Origin of the sequence: Candidatus Enterococcus moelleringii (assembly GCF_017377575.1) — a bacterium.
Taxonomy (GTDB): Bacteria; Bacillota; Bacilli; order Lactobacillales; family Enterococcaceae; genus Enterococcus_A; species Enterococcus_A moelleringii.
Genome location: NZ_JAFREM010000012.1, coordinates 45,290 through 65,533 on the forward strand (window position 1 = coordinate 45,290; position 20,244 = coordinate 65,533).

Here is a 20,244-nt window from a genome sequence, read left to right on the forward strand (position 1 = left end):
ATGACTGAGACAATCATTCGGATTCCTTCGCAGGAGCTGGAAGAATTAATTGCTCAAAAATTACTAGCTGCTGGTTTAAAGGAAGCTTTCGCCGCTGAGATGGCGGAGCATCTAACCTACGCAGATCGAAGAGGCATTCATTCCCATGGGGCTGTTCGAGTGGAATACTATGCCGAACGAATCGCTAAAGGAGGACTGACCATTGATCCAGTCTGCAGCTTTGAACAAACCGGACCTTCATGCGGTGTTTACCATGGTGATAACACCGTAGGACATGTAGTTGCCAAACGGGGAATGGAAGAAGCGATCACTTTAGCAAAAGAAACCGGTATAGGCATCGTCGGTATCAAGAAAATGGGCCATAGCGGTGCTTTATCTTACTATGTGGATATGGCCGCGCGGCAAGACATGGTAGCCATGTCCTTTTGCCAATCTGATCCGATGGTGGTGCCATTTGGCGGTGCTGAAAATTACTTTGGTACCAATCCAATTGCTTTTGCGGCACCTACTAACAATGATCGACCAATCGTTTTTGATATGGCAACTACAGTACAAGCTTGGGGCAAAGTGTTAGACGCCCGTTCTAAAAACAATGCAATCCCTAACGATTGGGCAGTGGATGGTTTAGGGAATCCGACTACTGACCCCTATGCAGTGAAGGGGTTATTACCGATTGCCGGCCCCAAAGGCTATGGTTTGATGATGATGGTAGATATTTTGTCTGGAGCATTACTAGGATTGCCGATTGGAAAACATGTCAGCTCAATGTATGAGGACATGACGGCTAAACGAGATTTAGGACAGCTGCATATCGTTATCAATCCAGCACACTTTACTGAGATCGAAGCATTTAAAGCGCAATTATCGCAAATGATTGAGGAGCTTCATCAAATCAAACCAAGACATGGCTTTGAAGAGGTCTTGTACCCAGGAGAGCTTTCAGAAAGAAAAGCGATTGAGAATGAGGAAAAAGGCATTCCGATTGCTAAGCAGGTTTATGACTATTTAGTCAGTGACGCTGTTCATCATGATCAATATGAGAACGCCAATGCATTTGCCGAAAAATAAAGAACGGTGGAGGAAAACAATGTTACAAACAATCATTAAACAGAACAGCTACCAAGATTCAGTCGTGTTGATGCTGCTAACTAGTAAAATTAATCAAATGCCAGAGGTTAGCCGGGTTTCCATTATGATGGGCACACCAGCTAATAAAGACATTTTTATCGCCAGTGGTTTTGAAACAGATGAATTAGCGGAAGCTTCAGCCAACGATATGGTAATTATGCTGGAGATGACCGACGAAGACAAAACCGATGCCATTTTAACCCAGATTGATGAGATGATTGCTACTCAAAGCGATGATTCCAGTCAAAAAGAAGAAAAAATCACTAGTTGGAAAAGTGCTTTGAAGCAAGCACCGGATGCCAAAGTCGCTGTTTTCTCAATTCCCGGAAGCTATGTAGCTTTAGAAGTAGAAAAAGCTCTGGACTATGGGCTGAATGCCTTTGTTTTCAGTGACAATGTGCCAATTGAAGACGAAATTCGTTTGAAGCAAAAGGCTCATGAAAAAGGCTTGATTGTGATGGGGCCTGACTGTGGTACTGGAATTATTCATTCATTGCCGTTAGCCTTTACTAATAATATTCGTGCTGGAAAAGTCGGCATTGTCGGTGCTTCTGGTACCGGGATTCAAGAAGTCAGCACGCTGATTCATCGTTACGGCGGCGGAGTCACCAACGCGATTGGGACTGGCGGCCGGGACTTGTCTTCTGATGTAGGAGCTATTTCCATGATCGATGCTATTTTAGCTTTGAATGAAGATGAAAATACCGAAGTTATCACGGTTATTTCTAAACCGCCAGCAAAAGAAATCGAAGAGAAAGTGATGTCTTTATTACGCAACATTAAAAAGCCGATTGTAACGATTTTCTTAGGGGTAGAACCTGAATATCACGAAGAAGATTTGTATCATGCCTTTACTTTGGATGAAGCGGCGCAGCTGTCAGCTAAGTTGGTTCAACAGGAAGCAGCACTTTACCAGCCAGCGGAAGCTTTACCAATTGGGATTTCCTTGAATCAAAAACAAACGGGTATTCGCGGCTATTATGCTGGCGGAACTTTAGCCTATGAAGCGGCCTTCTTAATTGAAAAAGCGTTCGGCATTAAAGGTGAACATCCAGATGGATACGTACTGAAAACAGACGAGCATGAAGTAATCGACTTAGGGGATGACCAATATACCCAAGGCAAACCCCATCCAATGATTGATCCGGAAAATCGGATGAACCAGCTGCGGGGAGTAGTCGAAGATGAAACAGCAGCTGTTGTGATGTTTGACATTGTTTTAGGCTACGGTGCTCATAAAAATATGGCGCAAGAGTTCGCTAATGTTTTACCAGAAATTCAGCAGGCGTTAAGTGCACAGGAACGTGAAGTTGCTTTTATTGCTACTATTGTCGGAACTGAATTAGATATTCAAAATTATCAACAGCAAAAGCAGATTTTAGAAGCTTGCGGTGTGACGGTTTGTCAAAACAACGTTCAAATGATTCAAACCGCGCTGGCAGTTGTTGAAAAATCGCTGGAATTTGCGACGAAAGAGATTATTCCTCGGAAAGCTTCAGACCAAGCAGTGGAAAAAGCTTCACCTTCTTTAGTCAAATTGTTGGCAGAAAAACCTGAGATTATCAATGTTGGTTTACGCAGCTTTACTGAGTCTGTGACCGAAAATAATGGAAAAGTCGTTCAATTCGATTGGCAGCCAAGTGCTGGCGGCAACGTGTATTTGCAAAAGGTTCTGCACTTTTTAGATACCGTTCAACTAAACGACGTGAAATAAGGAGATCATTATGACAAACTATCGAACAATAGATGAAGCAAATAAAGCGGTAATTGATAAAATCATTGCCTCTGCACCCTTTTTATTAGATGTTGTTCCCGCAAAATCAGTGATTCCGGCCTTAGATGGACAGGTCTTGCTGCATGCTGGACCACCGATTAAATGGGAAGAGATGACAGATCCGATGCAAGGCTCTTGTGTCGGTGCGGTGCTTTTTGAAGAGTGGGCTGCTGATGAAGACGCTGCGCGGGCACTGCTGGCGGATGGAAAAGTCCAATTTATTCCTTGTCATGCCGTAGATGCAGTCGGACCAATGGGCGGGATCACTTCGCCCAACATGCCGGTCTTTATCGTGGAAAACCAAACCGATGGTAATCGGGCGTATTGCACAATGAATGAAGGTATCGGGGCTGTTCTTCGCTTTGGTGCTTACTCTGAAGAAGTTGTTACTCGATTACGTTGGATGCGGGACGTGCTGGCACCGACATTGAGTGCTGCGCTGCAAACTATGGAAAACGGCTTGAACCTGAATGTTTTAGTAGCTAAAGCCTTAAGCATGGGGGATGAATTCCACCAACGCAACATCGCTGCTTCGTTAGTTTTCTTAAAAGAAGTTGCGCCGATTATTACGGATTTGGAAATGGATCGTAATGACAAAAATGCTGTGATGAAATTTTTAGCTGATACCGACCAATTTTTCTTGAATATTATGATGGCTTCTTGTAAAGCTGTTATGGACGGCGCTCGCATGATTCAAGAAGGAACAGTTGTGACAGCAATGTGCCGCAACGGAAAAGACTTCGGGATTCGCATTAGCGGAATGGGAGATGAGTGGTTTACTGCTCCTGTTAATACACCAAATGGCTTGTATTTTGCAGGGTATTCCAGTGAAGATGCAAACACGGATATTGGTGACAGTGCGATTACTGAGACCTTTGGTGTTGGTGGAATGGCGATGATCGCTGCACCTGCAGTTACTCGTTTTGTCGGGACCGGTGGATTTTACGAAGCCTTGTCTATCAGCAATGAAATGGCAGAAATTTGTATCGATCACAACCCTAATTTTGCTGTTCCAACCTGGGATTTCAAAGGGATTTGTTTAGGAATTGATGCTCGTAAGGTAGTGGAAACTGGAATTACACCAGTGATTAATACCGGAATTGCCCATAAGAAAGCGGGAATCGGTCAAATCGGTGCTGGTACAGTAAATCCGCCGTTGGAATGCTTCGAAAAAGCAGTTGTAGCGTACGCGAAAAAACTGGGATTGAAATAAGAAGTAGAAAGGTGAGGAGGCAGCATGATCTGCGAAGCAACTGTCATGGGACCAATTATTGAAGATGTGTGCAGAAATGCTGCTGATTCCTCTTTTTATCTACATAGCACATTTGCTAATGGGTTCAATTTAATGAACGACCAGCAGCTTGTGTTTATTGGTCATGATTCTAAAGGAGCCGTTCCTTTCGGTATTCATTTGTCGGCTGACGATTTTAACCAAGTAAAGCAATTATCAGAGAGAGTCTATCATTTTGAAAAAGATACTGAACAGTATTGTATTGTCGGTAAGCAGTCGCGGATTTTACTAAAAAGTGAAAGTTTGTATGATAGCAGTTTGGAACCGACTTTTGAGATTGATCAACAAATTTTTAAAAGAAACATTCAGCTACTGCGGACACGAACACTGGCAACGGGTTTGGCGTTTGAAGAAGAAATAAACGGAACAAGCATCCCGTTTCAAAACCTTTTTTCTGCTAAAAAAGCGGAAGTTGCCAAAGGAATCTTCTATTATATAGGGCGGGGAATCGGCTTAACGCCTTCTGGAGATGATTTTTTAGTTGGACTTTTGGCGATGGATCAGCTTTTTTCTATTTTACCGCAAGATTTTCGGGGAATTTTAGCTAGTCTAGCAGCAGAAGGAAAATGGACAACAGTTGTTTCTAACGCTTACCTAGCAAGTGCTTGTAACAATCAATTCAGCAGTCTAGTTAAAAATGCAGCAGCAGCCTTAGTGAATTCTGTGGCGTGGCCACAGGCTGCAGCAGAATTGGAAGCTAGCGGCAGTACCTCTGGGTGTGATACGCTGGCGGGAATTTTAGCTGGTGCTAATTTATATTTAAATAAAGGAGACAGGAATAGATGAGTGAACGAGTTGTTTTAGCTTTAGGCGGCAACGCGATTTTGCAGCCGGAACAAAAAGGAACCTACGAAGAACAAAAAGAGAACATTGAAAAAGCCTGCAACCGCATCGTTGAGTTGGTTAAGGCTGGTTATCAAGTGATCGTAACTCACGGAAACGGACCTCAAGTCGGGCAAATTCTTTTACAAAATGAACTGACACAGCCGGAAATTCCGAGTATGCCGCTGTGGGTTTGTACCGCAGAATCACAAGGGATGATCGGTTCGATTATGCAGGAAGCGTTGAAAAATGAAATCAATCGCCACCAATTGGACAAAAATGTTTCGGCAGTATTGTCTTTAACTGAAGTGGACGCAAACGATCCAGCTTTTGAAAGTCCGACGAAACCAGTTGGGGCTTTTTATTCAAAGGAAGAAGCGGATAAACTAGCTGAAGAAAAAGGCTGGGTAATGATGGAAGATGCTGGTCGTGGTTACAGACGAGCGGTTGCTTCACCAAAACCCAAACGAATCTTAGGTTTGGAAAGTGTCAAAACTTTACTAGACAATAATACTGTTGTGATTTCAGCTGGCGGCGGTGGCATTCCTGTGGTTCGCGATGAACAGAACAACTTGCAAGGAATCAGTGCTGTGATTGATAAAGACCTATCAGCTTTGGAATTGTCGAAGGAAGTCGAAGCAGATGTGTTGATGATATTAACTGATGTATCAAATGTATTCATTAACTACGGCAAAGAAAACCAGCAAAAGTTAGAAACTATTTCTTTAGCAGAAGCTGAGAAATATTACGACGACGGACATTTCTCGGCTGGCAGTATGGGGCCAAAAATGAAGGCAGCCATCGATTTTGCTAAGAATGGCAAGAAGGCCATCATCTGCTCTCTTGAAGAAGCCAAAGAAGCTTTGACTGGCAAAACCGGAACAACGATTTCAGGTACAATTTAAATAAGTCACCCTTCCTAAGTGCTGAATTTCAGTACCTGAAAGGCTGCGCTGAATTTTTCAGGGCATGACAGAAGCTGCCGATGTTTGTAATATGCGTCGGCAGTTTTTGTCGTGGCTATTTTGCTTAGAAGATTAAAACCTGCTTTATAATAAGCGACCGCTTTCATCGAACTCTAACCGACAGATTTCGGGAGGTTTGTTATAATTAAACTATCTGGAAAACGAAAAGGAGCGGTGACAATGAAACTAAATCAATTTGGTTTGCAGCAAGTATCATTAGAAACGGCCAAAAAAGAGTTAATAGCGATTGGATTTTTAGAAGCTGCATCTTCAAACGATGCGACTGATTTATATTTTGAATTATTGAAAAAAAGTTTTGTCTTAGTCCAAGATGAGGGCGGCTTTATTGCAAAGATGGGCAACTATTTGGCAACAGCCACTAGTGATCTGGCTAGTTTTTATCAAAGTAAAGAAACCATCACTCAGGAAGTTTTTTATACGGCAGCTTTACAGTTGCTGGAATTTGAGGTTGGGATTGATTTCAAACCTGAGACTTTAAAGGAAGATTTAGAAAAAATCAATTTGCCAACTTTATCAGGAGATTTTAGTCAAGCTGATACGATAATTGAAGCTTGGTATTTATTATTGAATAGCCACACGAAAAATGGCTTGGCTTTGATCGATAAGCTGGCGAATTTAGGGCTTTATCGCAGCAAGCAATTGGAAAAACCCTTCTTTTTCAACGGAAAAGCGCAAGCGGTTTTTGAAACGGAGAAAATTGTGCGAGAAGTTGTGTACGTTGAAGCACCTTTGGATACCGATAACGATGGCAAGCGGGATCTGTTGAAGTTGGAAATTTTACGTCCGGGTGAGACTGAAAGTGGCTTGCATGTGCCGACTTTGTTTACTGCGAGCCCATACAGCCAAGGCGTCAATGGACCAGCAGGAGAAGCTTTGACCTATGATGTGAATGTACCGTTAGAAAGAAAAGAGCCTACGGAAACGAAGTACGAGGACATACAATTCCAACCAGTGGAAAAAGAATTGCCAGCGGAACGGGAAGTTGCTGGTTCAGCAACTCATGCCACAGAAACCTTCGCTAAGGAAAACAATCATACGTTGAATGATTTCTTTCTAGCGCGCGGCTTTGCGGTAGTCTATGGTGCCGGGATCGGAACCAAGGATTCAGACGGCATTCAAACTTGTGGTTCGGTGGAACAGACGACAGCAATGGTGGCTTACATTGAATGGTTGGCTGGAAATCGTCGGGCCTTCACTAATCGTGTCGACAATATTGAAATCAAAGCTTGGTGGAGCAACGGAAAAGTAGCGATGACTGGGAAATCTTATCTAGGAACACTGGCGACCGCTTGTGCCACTCGCGGTGTGGAAGGCTTAGAAACAATCATTTCAGAAGCTGCCATTTCTAATTGGTATCAATATTACCGTGACAATGGTTTGGTCATCGCACCTGGCGGATTCCCTGGAGAAGATGCTGATGTGCTGGCGATTGAGACCTTCAGTAAAATGCAAAATGCCGGCGACTATCTTCACAGCAAAGCTTTTTTTGAAGATTATCTGAAACAAATGGCTGACTGGCAGGATCGTAAAACCGGAAATTACAATACGTTCTGGGACGAGCGAAATTATTTGCCGTTTATCAAAGACATCAAGTGTGATGTTGTGATGGTTCATGGTCTGAACGACTGGAATGTGAAACCACGGCAGGTAGCGGATCTTTGGGATGCGTTGAAGGATGTGCCGGTAGCCATGAAATTGATTCTGCACCAAGGTCAGCATATTTACATCAACAATGTGCCATCGATTGATTTCCATGACATGATGAATTTATGGTTGAGCCATAAATTGTATAATGTAGAAAACAATGCCAAAGAAATTTTGCCGGATATTGTTTATCAGGCGAATACGGATGCCGAAACCTGGGCAACCGCCGAAGATTGGAAAGGTAGCGAAACAAACACTTTCTACTTTGGTGAAAAAGAATTGGTGACAGAACCGCAAGATGGCCAATTCTGCTTTAAGGATCAGCTGCCAGAGGAACAGTTTAAAGCTTACACAAAAAATATTGATCAATGGGAAAAAGAGCTAAAAGAAGCTGGGCCGATGGATGGTCATCGCTATTTAGCGAAGTCAGCGGTCTTAAATGAAGATATTTTCTTGAATGGTCGTCCGAAAGTTATGATTAAAGTGGCTTCCAGCCAGGATTTGGGAATGCTGAATGTTGAGCTGATTGATTTCGGTGATGCAAAACGCTTGAAACCAGTGCCAGATGTCTTAGCGCCAAAAGGTTTGCAGCTGGGTTACAATTGGCGGGAAGATAATGTGATGGAGTTGAAGCTGGGTGCCGAAACGCCTCATAAGCTGATTTCTCGTGGGCACATGAATCTGCAGAATCGGGAGAATCCTTGGAAAGTCAATGACTTGAAGGCTGGCGAATTTGTGGAAATTGAGCTTGAATTGCATCCAACCATGTATCATTTGCCTAAAGGACGCCAAATTGGCTTAGCCGTTTATGGGACTGATTTCGAGAAAACGGTTCGGGGTAATCAAGATATTGAATATACACTAGATTTAAAGGCTTCTTATTTAGAATTACCAGTTGAATAAATCGATTAACCTCCAGAAATTCAAATCTGGAGGTTTTTTGACGAAAAAAACCAGCCAAACGTGTTGGCTGGAACTGAAATATGGGGTATAGGGATGTGTTACAAATAAATCATACCATCCTTAAGCACATGTGACAAAATATATGCACTTCTCATTTTATTATTCAGGGTCGAGGTAAATAATAGGTCGAAAAACGATTTCTTTTGACAATTTAATGCTTAACTCCAACAGTTGATGAGGATGAGCAACTATTTGTGCTTGGTCTTCAGTTAGATGCAAAGTCAGTTGTTCGAAATTTCCATAAGAATTGTCAGTTGTCACATTCACGTATCCAGCTTGATTTGTAGTCACGATCATTTTTTCTGTTGTTTGCAAGGTCCAGCCGTGGGGCAGATCGAAGGAAATCAATTTCTGTGTTTGTTCATTCATAAGAAACACTCCTTTTTTTCTAATATACCACAGCCTTGCACCTTTTTAAAAAAGACCAGCCAGCACTTGGTATAGCTGATGGGCGATGGCATAAATTATTAGGTCGTAGAAGATGTCTTTGGAAAAAGGGGCAAGTTTCTGTTTTAGGGTAGTATAAGTAGTTACGATCATAATAATCATCCTTTCGCTTGTTGATAAATTCATGTTACTTGAGTTGCGTGAACAAGCCGCAAAGGAAATAAGAAAAATTACTAAAGTTATTTATAAGGCGCTGTAAATTAGCCTAAGTATCCGTAAGATTTTCCTAAAGGACTGGCAAATGCTGTCAAAATAGGCACCCAAATACGGTTTCTGATTGAATAAAAAACGTTTGTTTGGTATAATAAGTTAAAAATATCGCAAAAGAAATAGGTGGAAATCCATGAAATTTAGACCAAGTGAAATAGAGCATCCAATCAAAATGTACATCCGCCGAGACTTAGGAATTACTGTTGAGCAGTTTGGCAAGGTGGCGGGTATTCCGCAATCGACCTTAGCTACTTGGATTAAGCGAGAGCGGCGGGTTGAAAAGCTGCCGATTGATTTTTACAGCTCGTTGGCAACCGTCAGTGAAAAGAAAATCGAAGAGGTGTATCGCGAGCTGCTGCAATGGCAGCAAAATTATGATCGCTACAAGCAAGAGCGTCTGCAATTATTGCAGGACGAAAAACCAATGTTCGCCTTAGCAGCTGAAGAGGGCACTAAAATTTATCGCTTATATCGCAGCCGTAAGGAAGAAACTCGTTTGCTAGAGCCAGCCAAGAAATTGCGCAAAGCGATTGATAAGCTGGACGGTGAGTCCTTTATCCAAGTGATGATTGAAATCTACGGCAATGTCGCTCAGCCAATGCCAACCTGGCTGGCTCAAACCTTCAGTAACAAAGCCCAAATTAAGGAAGTCGGGCAGGCCTTTTACAACGAGCTGTTAATTAAGGGTTAAGCTTTGTAGCAGCTGCTAACGACGAAGGAATCCAGCTGAAATTCCAACAACTCCTATCAAGACACTAAAAAGACTAGCTAAATCCCAAAATTTGGGAGCAGCTAGTCTTTTTTCTTCTATTATAATAGGTGTTTATAATTCTTCACGGATTGTAATTGCCAGCTTAGTTAATTCGTCGGTGGCACGGCTAGTGTGTCTAGCAATATCGGCAACGCGCAAGAAGCTGTTTTTGTACATGGCGACTTCCCGCAATCTTTTGTATTTTTCTTCGACTTCGTTATAGGCAACCGGTTTGCGGTCCGTTTGTTCCACCGTTTCAGAACCGTTTACATAATGTAAGCCTAAAAAAGACAACGCATCATTAACCCCGTCTAAGAACGCTTCGTATTCTTCTTGACGGATTTTTCCATCTGCCAAACGCTTCTTTTGTTTTTCAATAAAAAGTTCTACCACTGTTTCCATTCATTTACCCCCAATCGTTTGAATAAAGCACAAACGCTTTTCCTGTTTATTGTACTATGAAAAGCCGGGTTTGTGTCATCAAAATGAAAAAAGAAAGGCGAAATCGGATAAAAATTTCGCTTGTTATAATAAAAGTACAAAATTCTTAGAATCCTTTATATATTCGGCATCTTTTATGGTAAAATGATTAAAATGCAAAGGAGTGAAAAAATGGAAAGTATTGAAAAGCACCTCAGAAAAGCTAAAACTTGGAACATGGTTTTGTTTGTTCTTGGAATAATTGGAACGATTAGTAATTTGATTAGTTTACCAGAAACATTTAATCCTACAAAAGCAACGTATGATGCTTTAGGGGAATACGGTGCACAATCTTATGAATATGTATCAAGCCCTTTCGCAAAGGTTTACACGGTAGTTAGTATAGTTATTGGTATTGCCTTACTAGTAAGTTACTTTTTAGCAAACAAAAAGCTGAAAGAAGGAAAAGCACCAACCAAAATTCCTTATTTTACTAAAATTGCATGGACGGTTATTGCGTTAGTGATCACTTTTATGACGACACCTAATGTAGATTATATGGGCGTCAATATGGCACGCTTTACTCAATATACCGCAATTGGGACCAGTATATTAATCTCTATTCCGACCATTATAGTAATTGTTCACCTATTCAAAGCTGAACCAGAGGAGTAAAAACATGAAAAAGAAAATGACTAAAAAACAAAAGATTCGTTTAAGTATCATTGCTGGGGTAGTTGCCATTGTCTTATTAGTTGGTGCTTATGTATTTTCACAAAGTCGGACGACAACTGCAGAACAAACTAGTGATTATCAAATGACTACGTTGAAAAAAGCGGAGCCTTTGACTTTTAACGGTTCGGTTACTGCATCTGACACGCAAGACTACAGCTTGGATGCTACTCTTGGAAAAATCAGCCAAGTCCATGTAACCGACGGACAACAGGTTGAAGCGGGTGCTGTTTTGTTAAGCTATGAAAGCTCTGAATATCAATCACAGGTTGACGAGCAAAACAACAGCATGAGCAAACTGAACTTAGCATTAGCTAATGCTCAAGAAAACTTGGCAGCAGCGCAAGCGAAGCAATCAAAAGCTAGCCAACAGCTAAATGAAGCAGTTGCTAATTACAACAATACCAACGAAAACAACAGTGAAGAAGATGCGATGAAAAAAGAGCAGTACAAAGGCGAAATCACGCAATACGAAAGTGCGTTAGAAGCGGCCAATGATGCGGTTCTGCAAGCCCAACAAATGGTGGAGTCTTCTCAGGTGGACTTGCAAGCAGGGAACCAATCGATTGCTAACGTGCAAGCGAAAGCAACCAGCACGGTGACCAGCACGACTAGCGGGATTGCTCATGTTAATGAAAAAGGCAAGACTGATCCATCGGTACCAGTTATTCAAGTGGTCAGCTCTGACGTTACGATTGAAGGAAAAGCTTCTGAGTACGATTACCAACGCCTGCAAAAGGATCAACGAGTAACGGTTAAACCGGTAACTTCTGACGAAGAAATCGAAGGAACAATTACCCAAGTAGATCAGCTTCCTGAAGCAGCTGCAACTGCAGCGCCTACGCAAGGAGCCAGCACTACAACGGTTAGTGTAGCGAATTATGATTTTACCGTAAAACCGGATAAACCAATCCAATACGGGTACAATGTGCAAATTACGTTGCCATTGGATGAAGTTCGTTTGCCTAGCAACAGCATTGTAGAAGAAGATGGCAAGCAATTTGTTTATGCAGTCAAAGACGGCAAAGCGAAGAAAACTGAAGTGCAAACTGAAGAACGCGGCAGTGTGATTATCGTTACCAGTGGCCTGAAGGAAAAGGATCAGATCGTTTCGAATCCTGATGATAAGCTAAAGGATGGTCAGGAATTGGCGGTGAACTAAGATGATTGAGTTAAAAAACATTAACAAATATTACCGCTCAGAAGAAGAAACGCTGCATGTATTAAAAGACATTAATTTGTTTGCTGATGCTGGTGAAATGATCGCTGTCATGGGTCCGTCTGGATCTGGGAAGTCAACCTTGATTAACACCTTGGGATTTATTGATACCCAATTTGATGGTGAGTACCTGTTTGAAGGAGAAAACATGATTTCTTCCTCCGATGATCGCTTGTCGAAAATTCGGAATGAAGTCGTGGGCTTTGTTTTCCAAAATTTCAGCTTGATTGAAAACAATACGGTCTACGAAAATGTTGAATTACCGCTGCTTTACAGTGGTTTAGGTTTTCATCAAACCAAAGAACGGGTAATGGAGGCTTTAGAAAAGGTTGGCTTGGCGGATAAAGCAGAAAAGCATCCGAAACAACTGTCTGGTGGGCAGCAGCAGCGGGTAGCGATTGCTCGTGCGTTGATCAACCAACCAAAATTCTTAATTGCCGATGAACCGACTGGTGCCTTGGATACCCATACTTCGCAAGAAATTATGGAGCTTTTCCAGGAGCTGAACCGTAAAGAAGGCGCGACAATTTTCATGGTTACCCATGATCCGGAAGTTGTTCCCTACTGTACACGCTTAGTTTCAATTCGTGACGGGGCAATTATTGAAGATAAAAAACTCCTTGAGGATAGGGTGGTGATCAGCGAATGAAATTATACGTAAATTGGCGCTCATCACTAGGTTCGATTTTCAAAAATAAAAAGCGTAGTTTCTTAACTATGTTCGGGATCATCATTGGGATTGCGGCGGTTATTGCCATTCTTTCGATTGGTAATGCCTATGAACGTCAAATGATTAGTGCGTTATCGGCTGGGGATTCTGACCGTCTGGAAGTGAATTTGCAATTTACGCCAGATGACTGGAATTTGTATAACTCCAACATGGATTTGATTCCTCAAACGGACTTTGTAGCGTTAGAACAAATTCCTGGGGTTGAATCGATTGAATATCCTTTGCCGGATTATACCTCAGACATGTATTATTTTAGTCAAACTCTTTCGGTACGTGGCAAGACTAAGGATTACCGTCTGGGAATTAAGGACGCTGAGGGAACTGAGGCGGTTGTTGGTCGGTCGTTGACAGCTTATGACAGTGAAACACTGGAAAAGGTTGTTACGATTGATGAAGGTTTGGCGGAAGAGATGTACGGTGGCAGTGAAGAAGCTTTGGGTCGCGGTCTGACCATGAGTGATGATGCCGTAATGACAATTGTAGGTATCTATCCTAGAGTAGAGGGCGAAACAATGTTCTCTAATGGTGGTGCTGCGATTGAGATTCCACTGGAAACGTACAAACAGGTTTTTGGCGATGCCAAAGATACTAGCTCGATCACCTTAGTGTTAGCCACAGGAGCACAAATGAACAAAGTGGCTGATGAAGCGATTAACACCTTGGAAGAAGAAGGTTTGATGCGGGATCTTGGGACTTATTCGGTTTCCAACATGGCCATGATGACGGACGAAATCAGTAATATGATGAGTACGATCACGGTCTTCATTAGTTCGGTTGCCGGCATTTCACTATTTATCGCCGGAGTCGGGGTAATGAACATGATGTACATTTCCGTTTCAGAACGAACCAAAGAAATCGGGATTCGCCGTGCCTTGGGTGCAACCCGGGGAGCAATCCGTACCCAGTTCTTGCTGGAAGGGATGACCTTAACCTTAGTTGGGGGGATCATCGGCTATATTGTCGGCATGATTCTAGCTTATGCTTTAGGTTCAACGATGGATCTGGAAGTAACGATTGATCTGTCTACAGTTCTTTTAGCGGTGGGTGTCTCAAGCGGTATCGGGTTAGTCTTCTCGGTAATGCCGGCTTCAGAAGCGGCTCGCAAAGATTTAATTGATATTTTACGATAATAGCAGCAATCTAGGTCCAACTGTCAAAGTTAAATTGACAGTTGGCCTTTTTTTGTGAATAATAGATGGTACTAGCAAGAAAATAAAAAACACTGTGAGGGTTCGCTATGGAAAAGACCAAACGACATCAATTGCTAAAATTGATCGAAAAAGATTGCCGACTGACGACACAGGAATATGCCATCATGTTAGGCGAGGAAGAAACAATTGTAGCCGCAGAAATCAAACGGCTGGAGGAAGCCAAGGTTATTGCTGGATACAAGGCCTTAATTGACTGGGATAAGGTAGAGGATGACTGGATCGAAGCGTTAGTTGAGATTAGTACCTTGCCTCAAGGTGAAGACGGCTACAAGAAAGTCGGCGATACCATTCGCAAATTTCCAGAGGTGGAATCCCTGTTCTTTATCAGCGGCGGATTTGATTTTATCGTATTGGTTCAAGGACGCAATATCAAAGAAATCTCCAAATTTATTTCTACTAATTTAGCACCGATTCCAGAGGTGACAGGAACTAGAACGCATTTCCTATTGGATAAATACAAACAATGGGGGATCGATTTAGAAGACGACAGTACCGATCATCGGATTATGGTGTCGCCATGAGAAATTTTCTAGCAAAACAAATGGAGGACATCCAGCCTTCAGGGATTCGGAAATTTTTCGATATTGTTTCTGAACAGCCGGATGCGATTTCTTTAGGGGTTGGAGAGCCCGACTTTGATACACCGCGCCATATGACAGAAGAAGGTATCCGCTCGATGCGGGAAGGCCGGACCTTTTACACGGCCAATGCCGGTTTATTACCATTAAGAGAACGGATCAGCAGTTACCTGACGGAACGTGTGGGGGTAAAATATTCTCCGGAATCAGAAATTATCGTAACCGTTGGGGGCAGTGAAGCAATTGATTTAGCCTTGCGGGTCTTTATTGATCCAGGCGATGAAGTAATTATTCCGCAGCCGTGCTTTGTTTGCTACGAGCCGATCACCCAAATGGTTCATGGCAAGCCGGTGACGATTGATTTACAGGCGGAAAATGAATTTAAGCTGACACCTGAACAATTGGAGGAAGCAATTACCGAAAAAAGTAAAATCTTGATCTTGTCTTATCCCAACAATCCAACGGGAGCGGTCATGGATCGGGAATCCTTGATTAAAATTGCCGATGTAGTTAAAAAGCATGATCTGTTGGTGATTTCGGATGAGATCTACGCGGAATTACTGTACGATGAAGAATTCGTCAGCATTTCCTCGTTGCCGGACATGCGGGAACGCACCATTGTGATTAATGGATTTTCAAAGGGCTTTGCTATGACCGGCTGGCGTTTAGGTTTTGTGGCTGGACCAGAAGATTTTATCCAGCAAATGCTGAAGGTCCATCAGTACATTATTATGGCTGCGCCAACGGCTAGTCAGTATGCCGCTTTGGAAGGCTTGAAGGATTGGCATGATACGGTAGAAACGATGCGGGTATCTTATGAAGAACGTCGCAACTACTTGCATCATGAGCTGACCCGGATTGGGTTACCTTGCTATCGAGCGAAGGGCGCCTTTTATCTCTTCCCGCAGGTTAGTCAATTTGGCATCTCTAGTGAAGAATTTGCCTTGCGTTTGTTAGATGAACAAAATCTGGCAGTTGTGCCCGGCTCAGCATTTGGTGCCAGCGGCGAAGGATTTTTACGTCTGTCTTATGCTTATTCAATTGATGAGTTGAAGGAAGCTGTGAAGCGTTTGGAGAAATTTGTGCTGGACTTGCAAGAGAATAAATAGTTCCTTTCGATGTTTATCGAATTTTTAGACCTCAGGTGCCTGCATCTGGGGTTTTTTAGTTAGTAAATTTCTGCGAGAAAGCGTTATATTTGTCAAAAGTTATCATGCCAATTACTGTTAATAGTAGAATGGAGTGATAATTATGAGGCTAAACAGAGAGCTGATCCAGCATTTGGCTAATGTCTTTGAAATTTCCCCAGAAGACATCAAAGACATTGTTCCTATGGATGTTGGAATGACCAACAGTAGTTTTGTGTTTACAGTCAAGGATGTCCGCTACGTTGTCCGTGTTCCTGGCGATGGGACCGAAAACTTTATTTCGCGAAAAAACGAGGCGGAAGTTTACCAGGCGATTGAAACGTTGAAGATTGCGGATGAAGTGTTTGATTTTGATCCGGAAACTGGTATTAAAATCACTTATTATTATCCAAACTCACGTAATGTGGCAAACGATGAATGGCCATTGATTCGCCAAGCTATGCAAATTATGCGAAAGCTTCACCAGGCAGAATTAGTTGTGGATCATTATTTTGATATCGAGAAAAAGCTGCAGCAGTTTGAGGCGATGTGTCGCAAGGTAGATTGTCTAGATCAAAGAGATTACCAGAAAGCTTTGACGATGCTGGATGTTCCGTTGGAAATGATTCGAACGACTGATGCGCCGTACATTTTATGCCACGGGGACGCTGCTAATGTGAATTTTCTTGTGTTGGAGGATCAATCTTTGAAATTGTTGGATTGGGAATACAGCGGCATGTGTCATGGTGTCGCCGATGTAGCCATGTTCGGTGTGTTTTCAGATTATTCAGAAAAACAATTTTTAGATTTGCTGAAGTGGTATTTTGGAAGAGAACCTAAAATAGATGAAATCCAGTTGTATTACAGCTATATCGCTGTTTCAGGTATCCTATGGAGTATGTGGGCAGAGTATCGACAATACCATGGTGAAGATTTTGGTAATTACGCTCAAATTAACTACGAAATGGGCATAAATTATAGTAAACTGGTGGCTGATTATAAATAGGCTCATAACACAGGATAATTAATGAACAGTCAGCTGGAATTTTCTAACTTGCTAGTGGTAATTCTTGGGGAATTTCCTCGCAAAAATTTTTGAGTACTAAAAAATTTTCTAAAACTTCATATAGATTTGACGATCGGTTGAAAATCTGTCAAAATTAGATGTTATAATGGGTACAAATTATGGACAGGAGGAAACAGCTTGACCAAGAAAATGATCGGTTGGCTATTTCTGGGGATTCTGGTAGTGGGGACAGTTTCGTTTGCCGGCTATCGGATTTATCAAGACCGAGTAGTGGAAACAAAAAATGAGCGTAAAGAAGCCTTCAATCAAAAATTGAAAAATTTATACAGCAATCAAGAAGCCGGCTATTTTGCTAAAGAGCTGGACGAAGAACAGTTTGATCAGTTGGCGAATGAAGTTAGCGGTGCTGGTGAGAGCCAAACTGCCGAAGCAATCAAGCAGGCGAAAGAGAACTTTTTGCTGCAGCAGCAGATGAATACGTTGTTTGAGTCGGATGTTTTAAATGGCATGGAGCTTTCGGCTCATCCGGTGCTGACATCCCCTGACAGTGAAACCACGATTCCGGAATTAGAGGAACAGCTGCAAGGCAGCGATGCCAAAGACATCAGCTGGGGTCAGGATATTCAGATGATTTTGAATATTGCCAAGGAACAGGCGGAAAAATACAAAGCAGCCGATGATTCGGTGAATACTTTAACCGACAGTAAGGCTATATCGCTATCGGATTACTTAGGCACGGTGCAAGCAGTGGCTTTGTTACCGGAAGGGGAGTACAAAAAGAACCTTCTCGACAAACTTGAGCCGATTCGTACGAAACTCAGCGATTCCAACGAACAATTTGCGGCGCGGATGCAGCAGGATGAAAGTGCGATTGCTTCAGCAGCTGCCAGCTTCCGTCAACGCCAAGCTAAGGTATTGGAAGAAAAGAACAAAGACCTGGAAGAACTGCAAAAAGAAGTATCCGAAAAGCAGGAGACGTATGATTCCTACGCTCGGATTAGTCAATCACGAGCCGACAGTGTCAGTCGTTCCAAAGCAGCGGAAGAATCAAGAAATTCATCTTCCAGTTCCTCCGGCAGCTCTAGTTCAAGTTCCACCCAGCCGAGTGCTAGTGCGGAGGATTAAAAATTCTCGAACAGATAAAAAAGCGTTAGCTAGTCTAAAAACTAATCAACGCTTTTTGTTATAATGATACAAAAGAAAATCAAGGAGGTCATCATGGAAATTAGCATAGCTGTCTCAAAGGACCTACAATTTCTGGACAAAAACGATCCTCACATTCGCCGGCAGGATTTGTTGGATGCCATTCACTTAAATCGCGTCTATATAATAGAAGAAAACCGTCACCCCTTCGGCTGGCTGCGCTACAATTTGTTCTGGGACAGCATTCCCTTTATGACGATGCTCTATCTTTTGGATGATTATCGTGGGAAAGGGTACGGTCGCAAAGCTGTCGAATTTTGGGAATCAGAGATGCGTGACCTCCATCATGGACGGGTAATGACCTCCACTGTATCGACTGAGTTTGCTCAGCATTTTTACCATAAGCTGGGCTATATCCCGATTGGCGGGTTCACGCCAGCCGGGGAACCTTACGAAATCATTTTAGAAAAAGTTTTTGGATAAGCAAAAGTCGTTCTTTCAGCTGAGAGAACGGCTTTTTATTTTACCTAGGATTGATTTTCGAATAACTCCCGCAGGCATTCGGCAATGTTGTCCAAATCTTTTTGGGAAACGCGCGCCCGAACGATTAACTGCTTTTGTTTTGGTGAACATTGATCTTCGTAAAAAGGGATAGTGCCTATTAACAAGTCTGCCGCTTCCGGGATTTCGACAAACTTCAGAGCATAACGATTGCTGAAATAAAAATTGAGCTTAATTCTGAGATACTGCTTAAACGAGTCACTAGTTTCGGAATAAACGTAAACAGCAATTTCCGGCAATAGTTGATCCATCGGCATAATCGAAATACAGGTGGCTAAACTGAACATCCGAAACATCTCCAATTCCGGTCGGGACAATTGTGATGACCATTCCTGCCAAAACGCTTCAAAACGCTGCAGGTAGAGAGGGTACATTTCAGTCAGTTCATCTAAGCCGACAAACGCCTGGAGCGTAGTTAGAAACGTGCTGCTTAATGGAAAGAAATGCACGGTCATAGCCAGCTGATTCAATTTCGTGTGAATCAATTGTTCTTCCTCTGGAGTGAGCGAACGAAAGTATGCTTGAAATAATTGAATCCAGCTTTGTTGCTGGGGTGCTTCTAGTGAACTTTCGGTTTTTAAAGGCAATTGGAAGTTCTCCGACAGCGAGCAGTAGACCACTGTTAGTAAAAAATTCCAGTCTTGTGTTGACCAATTCAGTAAGAAGGCGGGTTGCTCTGGAAAAGCCAAGGTGTCCATTACCGTTAAATCGGCTTGCGAAAGCTGCAATTTCTTTCCCTTTGAAATTGCCAAACGAGTAATCAGCACCCAATAGGCAAAACGCTCAACCAAGGTCAAATCACCAGAAACACCTAAGTATTCTGTTAGCTTTGTTGCTAATTGATAGTCAGTCGCTAAATTCTGCATTCCGGGAATCGTAAAAAACTGCCGATGTACGCTACGCAGAAAAATATAGTAAAAGGCACGAACCTTGGCTTCGGGCCCTTTTAAGCTCAACTGTTTAGCACAAGTAATCCGCAAGTCAAAATCAAGAAGCTCACGATTAATATCCTTGATCTTTCGTTTCAAACTAGATTCACTCAGGCCGTGGTCCATACAAAAAAGAACGGTGGAGGTTTGTCGCTCAAACAAAAGTGTTTGAAGGATTTCGTAAGCCAAATCGGATGAATACAGATAGTCGTAGAAAACCTGCAGATTATCCGATGAACGCAGGAAAGTTAAAGTCGTTCCATGATTTTCTTTCTGAATGACCAGCGAACAGGAGTGATCGGGATAGAGTTGTTCCATTAGTTCGGCCAATTCCTTACAGGTGGCTTGCAGCGTAGTTACACTGGAAGACTGGAGCGCTTCGGCTAATTCTTTATATGTAAAAGGTCGGGTCCGTCGATCTAACGTATCAATAATTTTTCTTTTCAATAAAGTGTTTTTATCTAAACCAAAAATACTAATCCCCCCGTTTCCATCTTCTTGAATGTTTATAATAGTTATATTTCCCGAGTATTTCAATTTAAACGGGTCAA

The 20,244-nt window shown here is 42.4% G+C and carries 19 protein-coding genes; 16 read left to right on the top strand and 3 right to left on the bottom strand.

Translation table 11 applies throughout. The features are described 5' to 3' along the window. The 6 genes from allD (at position 1) to JZO70_RS07165 (ending at position 8,548) form a co-directional block, all read left to right on the top strand. The gene (allD, locus tag JZO70_RS07140; RefSeq protein WP_207672861.1) at positions 1-1,068 is read left to right on the top strand and encodes an ureidoglycolate dehydrogenase; all 1,068 of its coding nucleotides are present in this window, start codon (positions 1-3) and stop codon (positions 1,066-1,068) included. 19 nt (positions 1,069-1,087) lie between these two features. Then, on the top strand, positions 1,088-2,842 hold the full coding sequence (gene fdrA / locus JZO70_RS07145) for an acyl-CoA synthetase FdrA (protein ID WP_207672862.1): 1,755 nt from the start codon (positions 1,088-1,090) through the stop codon (positions 2,840-2,842). A 10-nt stretch (positions 2,843-2,852) separates the two neighbouring features. Further along, positions 2,853-4,115 carry a YlbE family protein gene (locus tag JZO70_RS07150; RefSeq protein WP_207672863.1) on the top strand — a complete coding sequence of 421 codons (1,263 nt, stop codon included), beginning with the start codon at positions 2,853-2,855 and terminating at the stop codon, positions 4,113-4,115. A gap of 45 nt (positions 4,116-4,160) precedes the next feature. Continuing rightward, positions 4,161-4,979 (top strand): oxamate carbamoyltransferase subunit AllH family protein, encoded by an 819-nt coding sequence (locus JZO70_RS07155; RefSeq protein WP_207672864.1) that lies wholly within the window; start codon positions 4,161-4,163, stop codon positions 4,977-4,979. Beyond that, a complete protein-coding gene (gene arcC, locus JZO70_RS07160) occupies positions 4,976-5,920 on the top strand; it encodes a carbamate kinase (RefSeq protein WP_207672865.1) in 945 nt (314 codons plus the stop codon). The genes JZO70_RS07155 and arcC overlap by 4 nt, the downstream gene beginning before the upstream one ends. Before the next feature lie 240 nt (positions 5,921-6,160). Continuing rightward, entirely contained in the window at positions 6,161-8,548 is a 2,388-nt protein-coding gene (locus tag JZO70_RS07165) for a Xaa-Pro dipeptidyl-peptidase (protein ID WP_207672866.1), read from the top strand. A 159-nt stretch (positions 8,549-8,707) separates the two neighbouring features. Here the strand turns inward: JZO70_RS07165 and JZO70_RS07170 are convergent, their stop codons facing one another. Then, on the bottom strand, positions 8,708-8,977 hold the full coding sequence (locus tag JZO70_RS07170; protein WP_207672867.1) for a hypothetical protein: 270 nt from the start codon (positions 8,975-8,977) through the stop codon (positions 8,708-8,710). A gap of 421 nt (positions 8,978-9,398) precedes the next feature. On the opposite strand from JZO70_RS07170, the gene JZO70_RS07175 reads away from it, so the two are divergent. After that, complete coding sequence (locus JZO70_RS07175) at positions 9,399-9,956, top strand: hypothetical protein (protein WP_207672868.1); 558 nt, start codon at positions 9,399-9,401, stop codon at positions 9,954-9,956. A 132-nt stretch (positions 9,957-10,088) separates the two neighbouring features. Here JZO70_RS07175 and JZO70_RS07180 read toward each other — a convergent pair whose 3' ends face one another. Next, positions 10,089-10,418, bottom strand: coding sequence for a hypothetical protein (locus tag JZO70_RS07180; protein WP_207672869.1), 330 nt, complete (start codon positions 10,416-10,418; stop codon positions 10,089-10,091). A 210-nt stretch (positions 10,419-10,628) separates the two neighbouring features. Between JZO70_RS07180 and JZO70_RS07185 the strand changes: the two genes are divergently transcribed. From JZO70_RS07185 to JZO70_RS07225, 9 genes are all read left to right on the top strand, one after another. Continuing rightward, complete coding sequence (locus tag JZO70_RS07185) at positions 10,629-11,111, top strand: hypothetical protein (RefSeq protein ID WP_207672870.1); 483 nt, start codon at positions 10,629-10,631, stop codon at positions 11,109-11,111. A gap of 4 nt (positions 11,112-11,115) precedes the next feature. Then, positions 11,116-12,330, top strand: a complete 1,215-nt coding sequence (locus JZO70_RS07190) for an efflux RND transporter periplasmic adaptor subunit (protein WP_207672871.1) — start codon at positions 11,116-11,118, stop codon at positions 12,328-12,330. Position 12,331: 1 nt separating this feature from the next. Then, positions 12,332-13,036 (top strand): ABC transporter ATP-binding protein, encoded by a 705-nt coding sequence (locus JZO70_RS07195; protein WP_207672872.1) that lies wholly within the window; start codon positions 12,332-12,334, stop codon positions 13,034-13,036. Beyond that, on the top strand, positions 13,033-14,247 hold the full coding sequence (locus JZO70_RS07200) for an ABC transporter permease (RefSeq protein WP_207672873.1): 1,215 nt from the start codon (positions 13,033-13,035) through the stop codon (positions 14,245-14,247). Before JZO70_RS07195 ends, JZO70_RS07200 begins: the two co-directional genes overlap by 4 nt. 107 nt (positions 14,248-14,354) lie before the next feature. Beyond that, positions 14,355-14,849, top strand: coding sequence for an Lrp/AsnC family transcriptional regulator (locus tag JZO70_RS07205; protein ID WP_207672874.1), 495 nt, complete (start codon positions 14,355-14,357; stop codon positions 14,847-14,849). Further along, complete coding sequence (locus JZO70_RS07210) at positions 14,846-16,015, top strand: aminotransferase class I/II-fold pyridoxal phosphate-dependent enzyme (RefSeq protein ID WP_207672875.1); 1,170 nt, start codon at positions 14,846-14,848, stop codon at positions 16,013-16,015. The genes JZO70_RS07205 and JZO70_RS07210 overlap by 4 nt, the downstream gene beginning before the upstream one ends. Positions 16,016-16,157: 142 nt before the next feature. Further along, positions 16,158-17,039, top strand: a complete 882-nt coding sequence (locus tag JZO70_RS07215) for a choline/ethanolamine kinase family protein (protein WP_207672876.1) — start codon at positions 16,158-16,160, stop codon at positions 17,037-17,039. 198 nt (positions 17,040-17,237) lie between these two features. Then, positions 17,238-18,185: a hypothetical protein gene (locus JZO70_RS07220; protein WP_207672877.1), complete on the top strand. Its 948-nt coding sequence runs from the start codon at positions 17,238-17,240 to the stop codon at positions 18,183-18,185. Positions 18,186-18,278: 93 nt separating this feature from the next. Then, complete coding sequence (locus tag JZO70_RS07225; RefSeq protein ID WP_207672878.1) at positions 18,279-18,686, top strand: GNAT family N-acetyltransferase; 408 nt, start codon at positions 18,279-18,281, stop codon at positions 18,684-18,686. Between the two features lie 44 nt (positions 18,687-18,730). On the opposite strand, the gene JZO70_RS07230 is transcribed toward JZO70_RS07225, so the two are convergent. Next, a complete protein-coding gene (locus tag JZO70_RS07230; protein WP_207672879.1) occupies positions 18,731-20,140 on the bottom strand; it encodes a helix-turn-helix domain-containing protein in 1,410 nt (469 codons plus the stop codon). Positions 20,141-20,244 lie beyond the last annotated feature (104 nt).

What these genes read in the sequence shown, in the direction of transcription:
- JZO70_RS07200 (WP_207672873.1), top strand. Translation starts at nt 13,033, where the DNA reads ATGAAATTATACGTAAATTGGCGCTCATCACTAGGTTCGATTTTCAAA.
- JZO70_RS07185 (WP_207672870.1), top strand. Translation starts at nt 10,629, where the DNA reads ATGGAAAGTATTGAAAAGCACCTCAGAAAAGCTAAAACTTGGAACATG.
- arcC (WP_207672865.1), top strand. Translation starts at nt 4,976, where the DNA reads ATGAGTGAACGAGTTGTTTTAGCTTTAGGCGGCAACGCGATTTTGCAG.
- JZO70_RS07175 (WP_207672868.1), top strand. Translation starts at nt 9,399, where the DNA reads ATGAAATTTAGACCAAGTGAAATAGAGCATCCAATCAAAATGTACATC.
- JZO70_RS07205 (WP_207672874.1), top strand. Translation starts at nt 14,355, where the DNA reads ATGGAAAAGACCAAACGACATCAATTGCTAAAATTGATCGAAAAAGAT.
- JZO70_RS07190 (WP_207672871.1), top strand. Translation starts at nt 11,116, where the DNA reads ATGAAAAAGAAAATGACTAAAAAACAAAAGATTCGTTTAAGTATCATT.
- JZO70_RS07155 (WP_207672864.1), top strand. Translation starts at nt 4,161, where the DNA reads ATGGGACCAATTATTGAAGATGTGTGCAGAAATGCTGCTGATTCCTCT.
- fdrA (WP_207672862.1), top strand. Translation starts at nt 1,088, where the DNA reads ATGTTACAAACAATCATTAAACAGAACAGCTACCAAGATTCAGTCGTG.
- JZO70_RS07210 (WP_207672875.1), top strand. Translation starts at nt 14,846, where the DNA reads ATGAGAAATTTTCTAGCAAAACAAATGGAGGACATCCAGCCTTCAGGG.
- JZO70_RS07225 (WP_207672878.1), top strand. Translation starts at nt 18,279, where the DNA reads ATGGAAATTAGCATAGCTGTCTCAAAGGACCTACAATTTCTGGACAAA.
- JZO70_RS07165 (WP_207672866.1), top strand. Translation starts at nt 6,161, where the DNA reads ATGAAACTAAATCAATTTGGTTTGCAGCAAGTATCATTAGAAACGGCC.
- JZO70_RS07180 (WP_207672869.1), bottom strand. Translation starts at nt 10,418, where the DNA reads ATGGAAACAGTGGTAGAACTTTTTATTGAAAAACAAAAGAAGCGTTTG.
- JZO70_RS07150 (WP_207672863.1), top strand. Translation starts at nt 2,853, where the DNA reads ATGACAAACTATCGAACAATAGATGAAGCAAATAAAGCGGTAATTGAT.
- JZO70_RS07215 (WP_207672876.1), top strand. Translation starts at nt 16,158, where the DNA reads ATGAGGCTAAACAGAGAGCTGATCCAGCATTTGGCTAATGTCTTTGAA.
- JZO70_RS07195 (WP_207672872.1), top strand. Translation starts at nt 12,332, where the DNA reads ATGATTGAGTTAAAAAACATTAACAAATATTACCGCTCAGAAGAAGAA.
- allD (WP_207672861.1), top strand. Translation starts at nt 1, where the DNA reads ATGACTGAGACAATCATTCGGATTCCTTCGCAGGAGCTGGAAGAATTA.
- JZO70_RS07170 (WP_207672867.1), bottom strand. Translation starts at nt 8,977, where the DNA reads ATGAATGAACAAACACAGAAATTGATTTCCTTCGATCTGCCCCACGGC.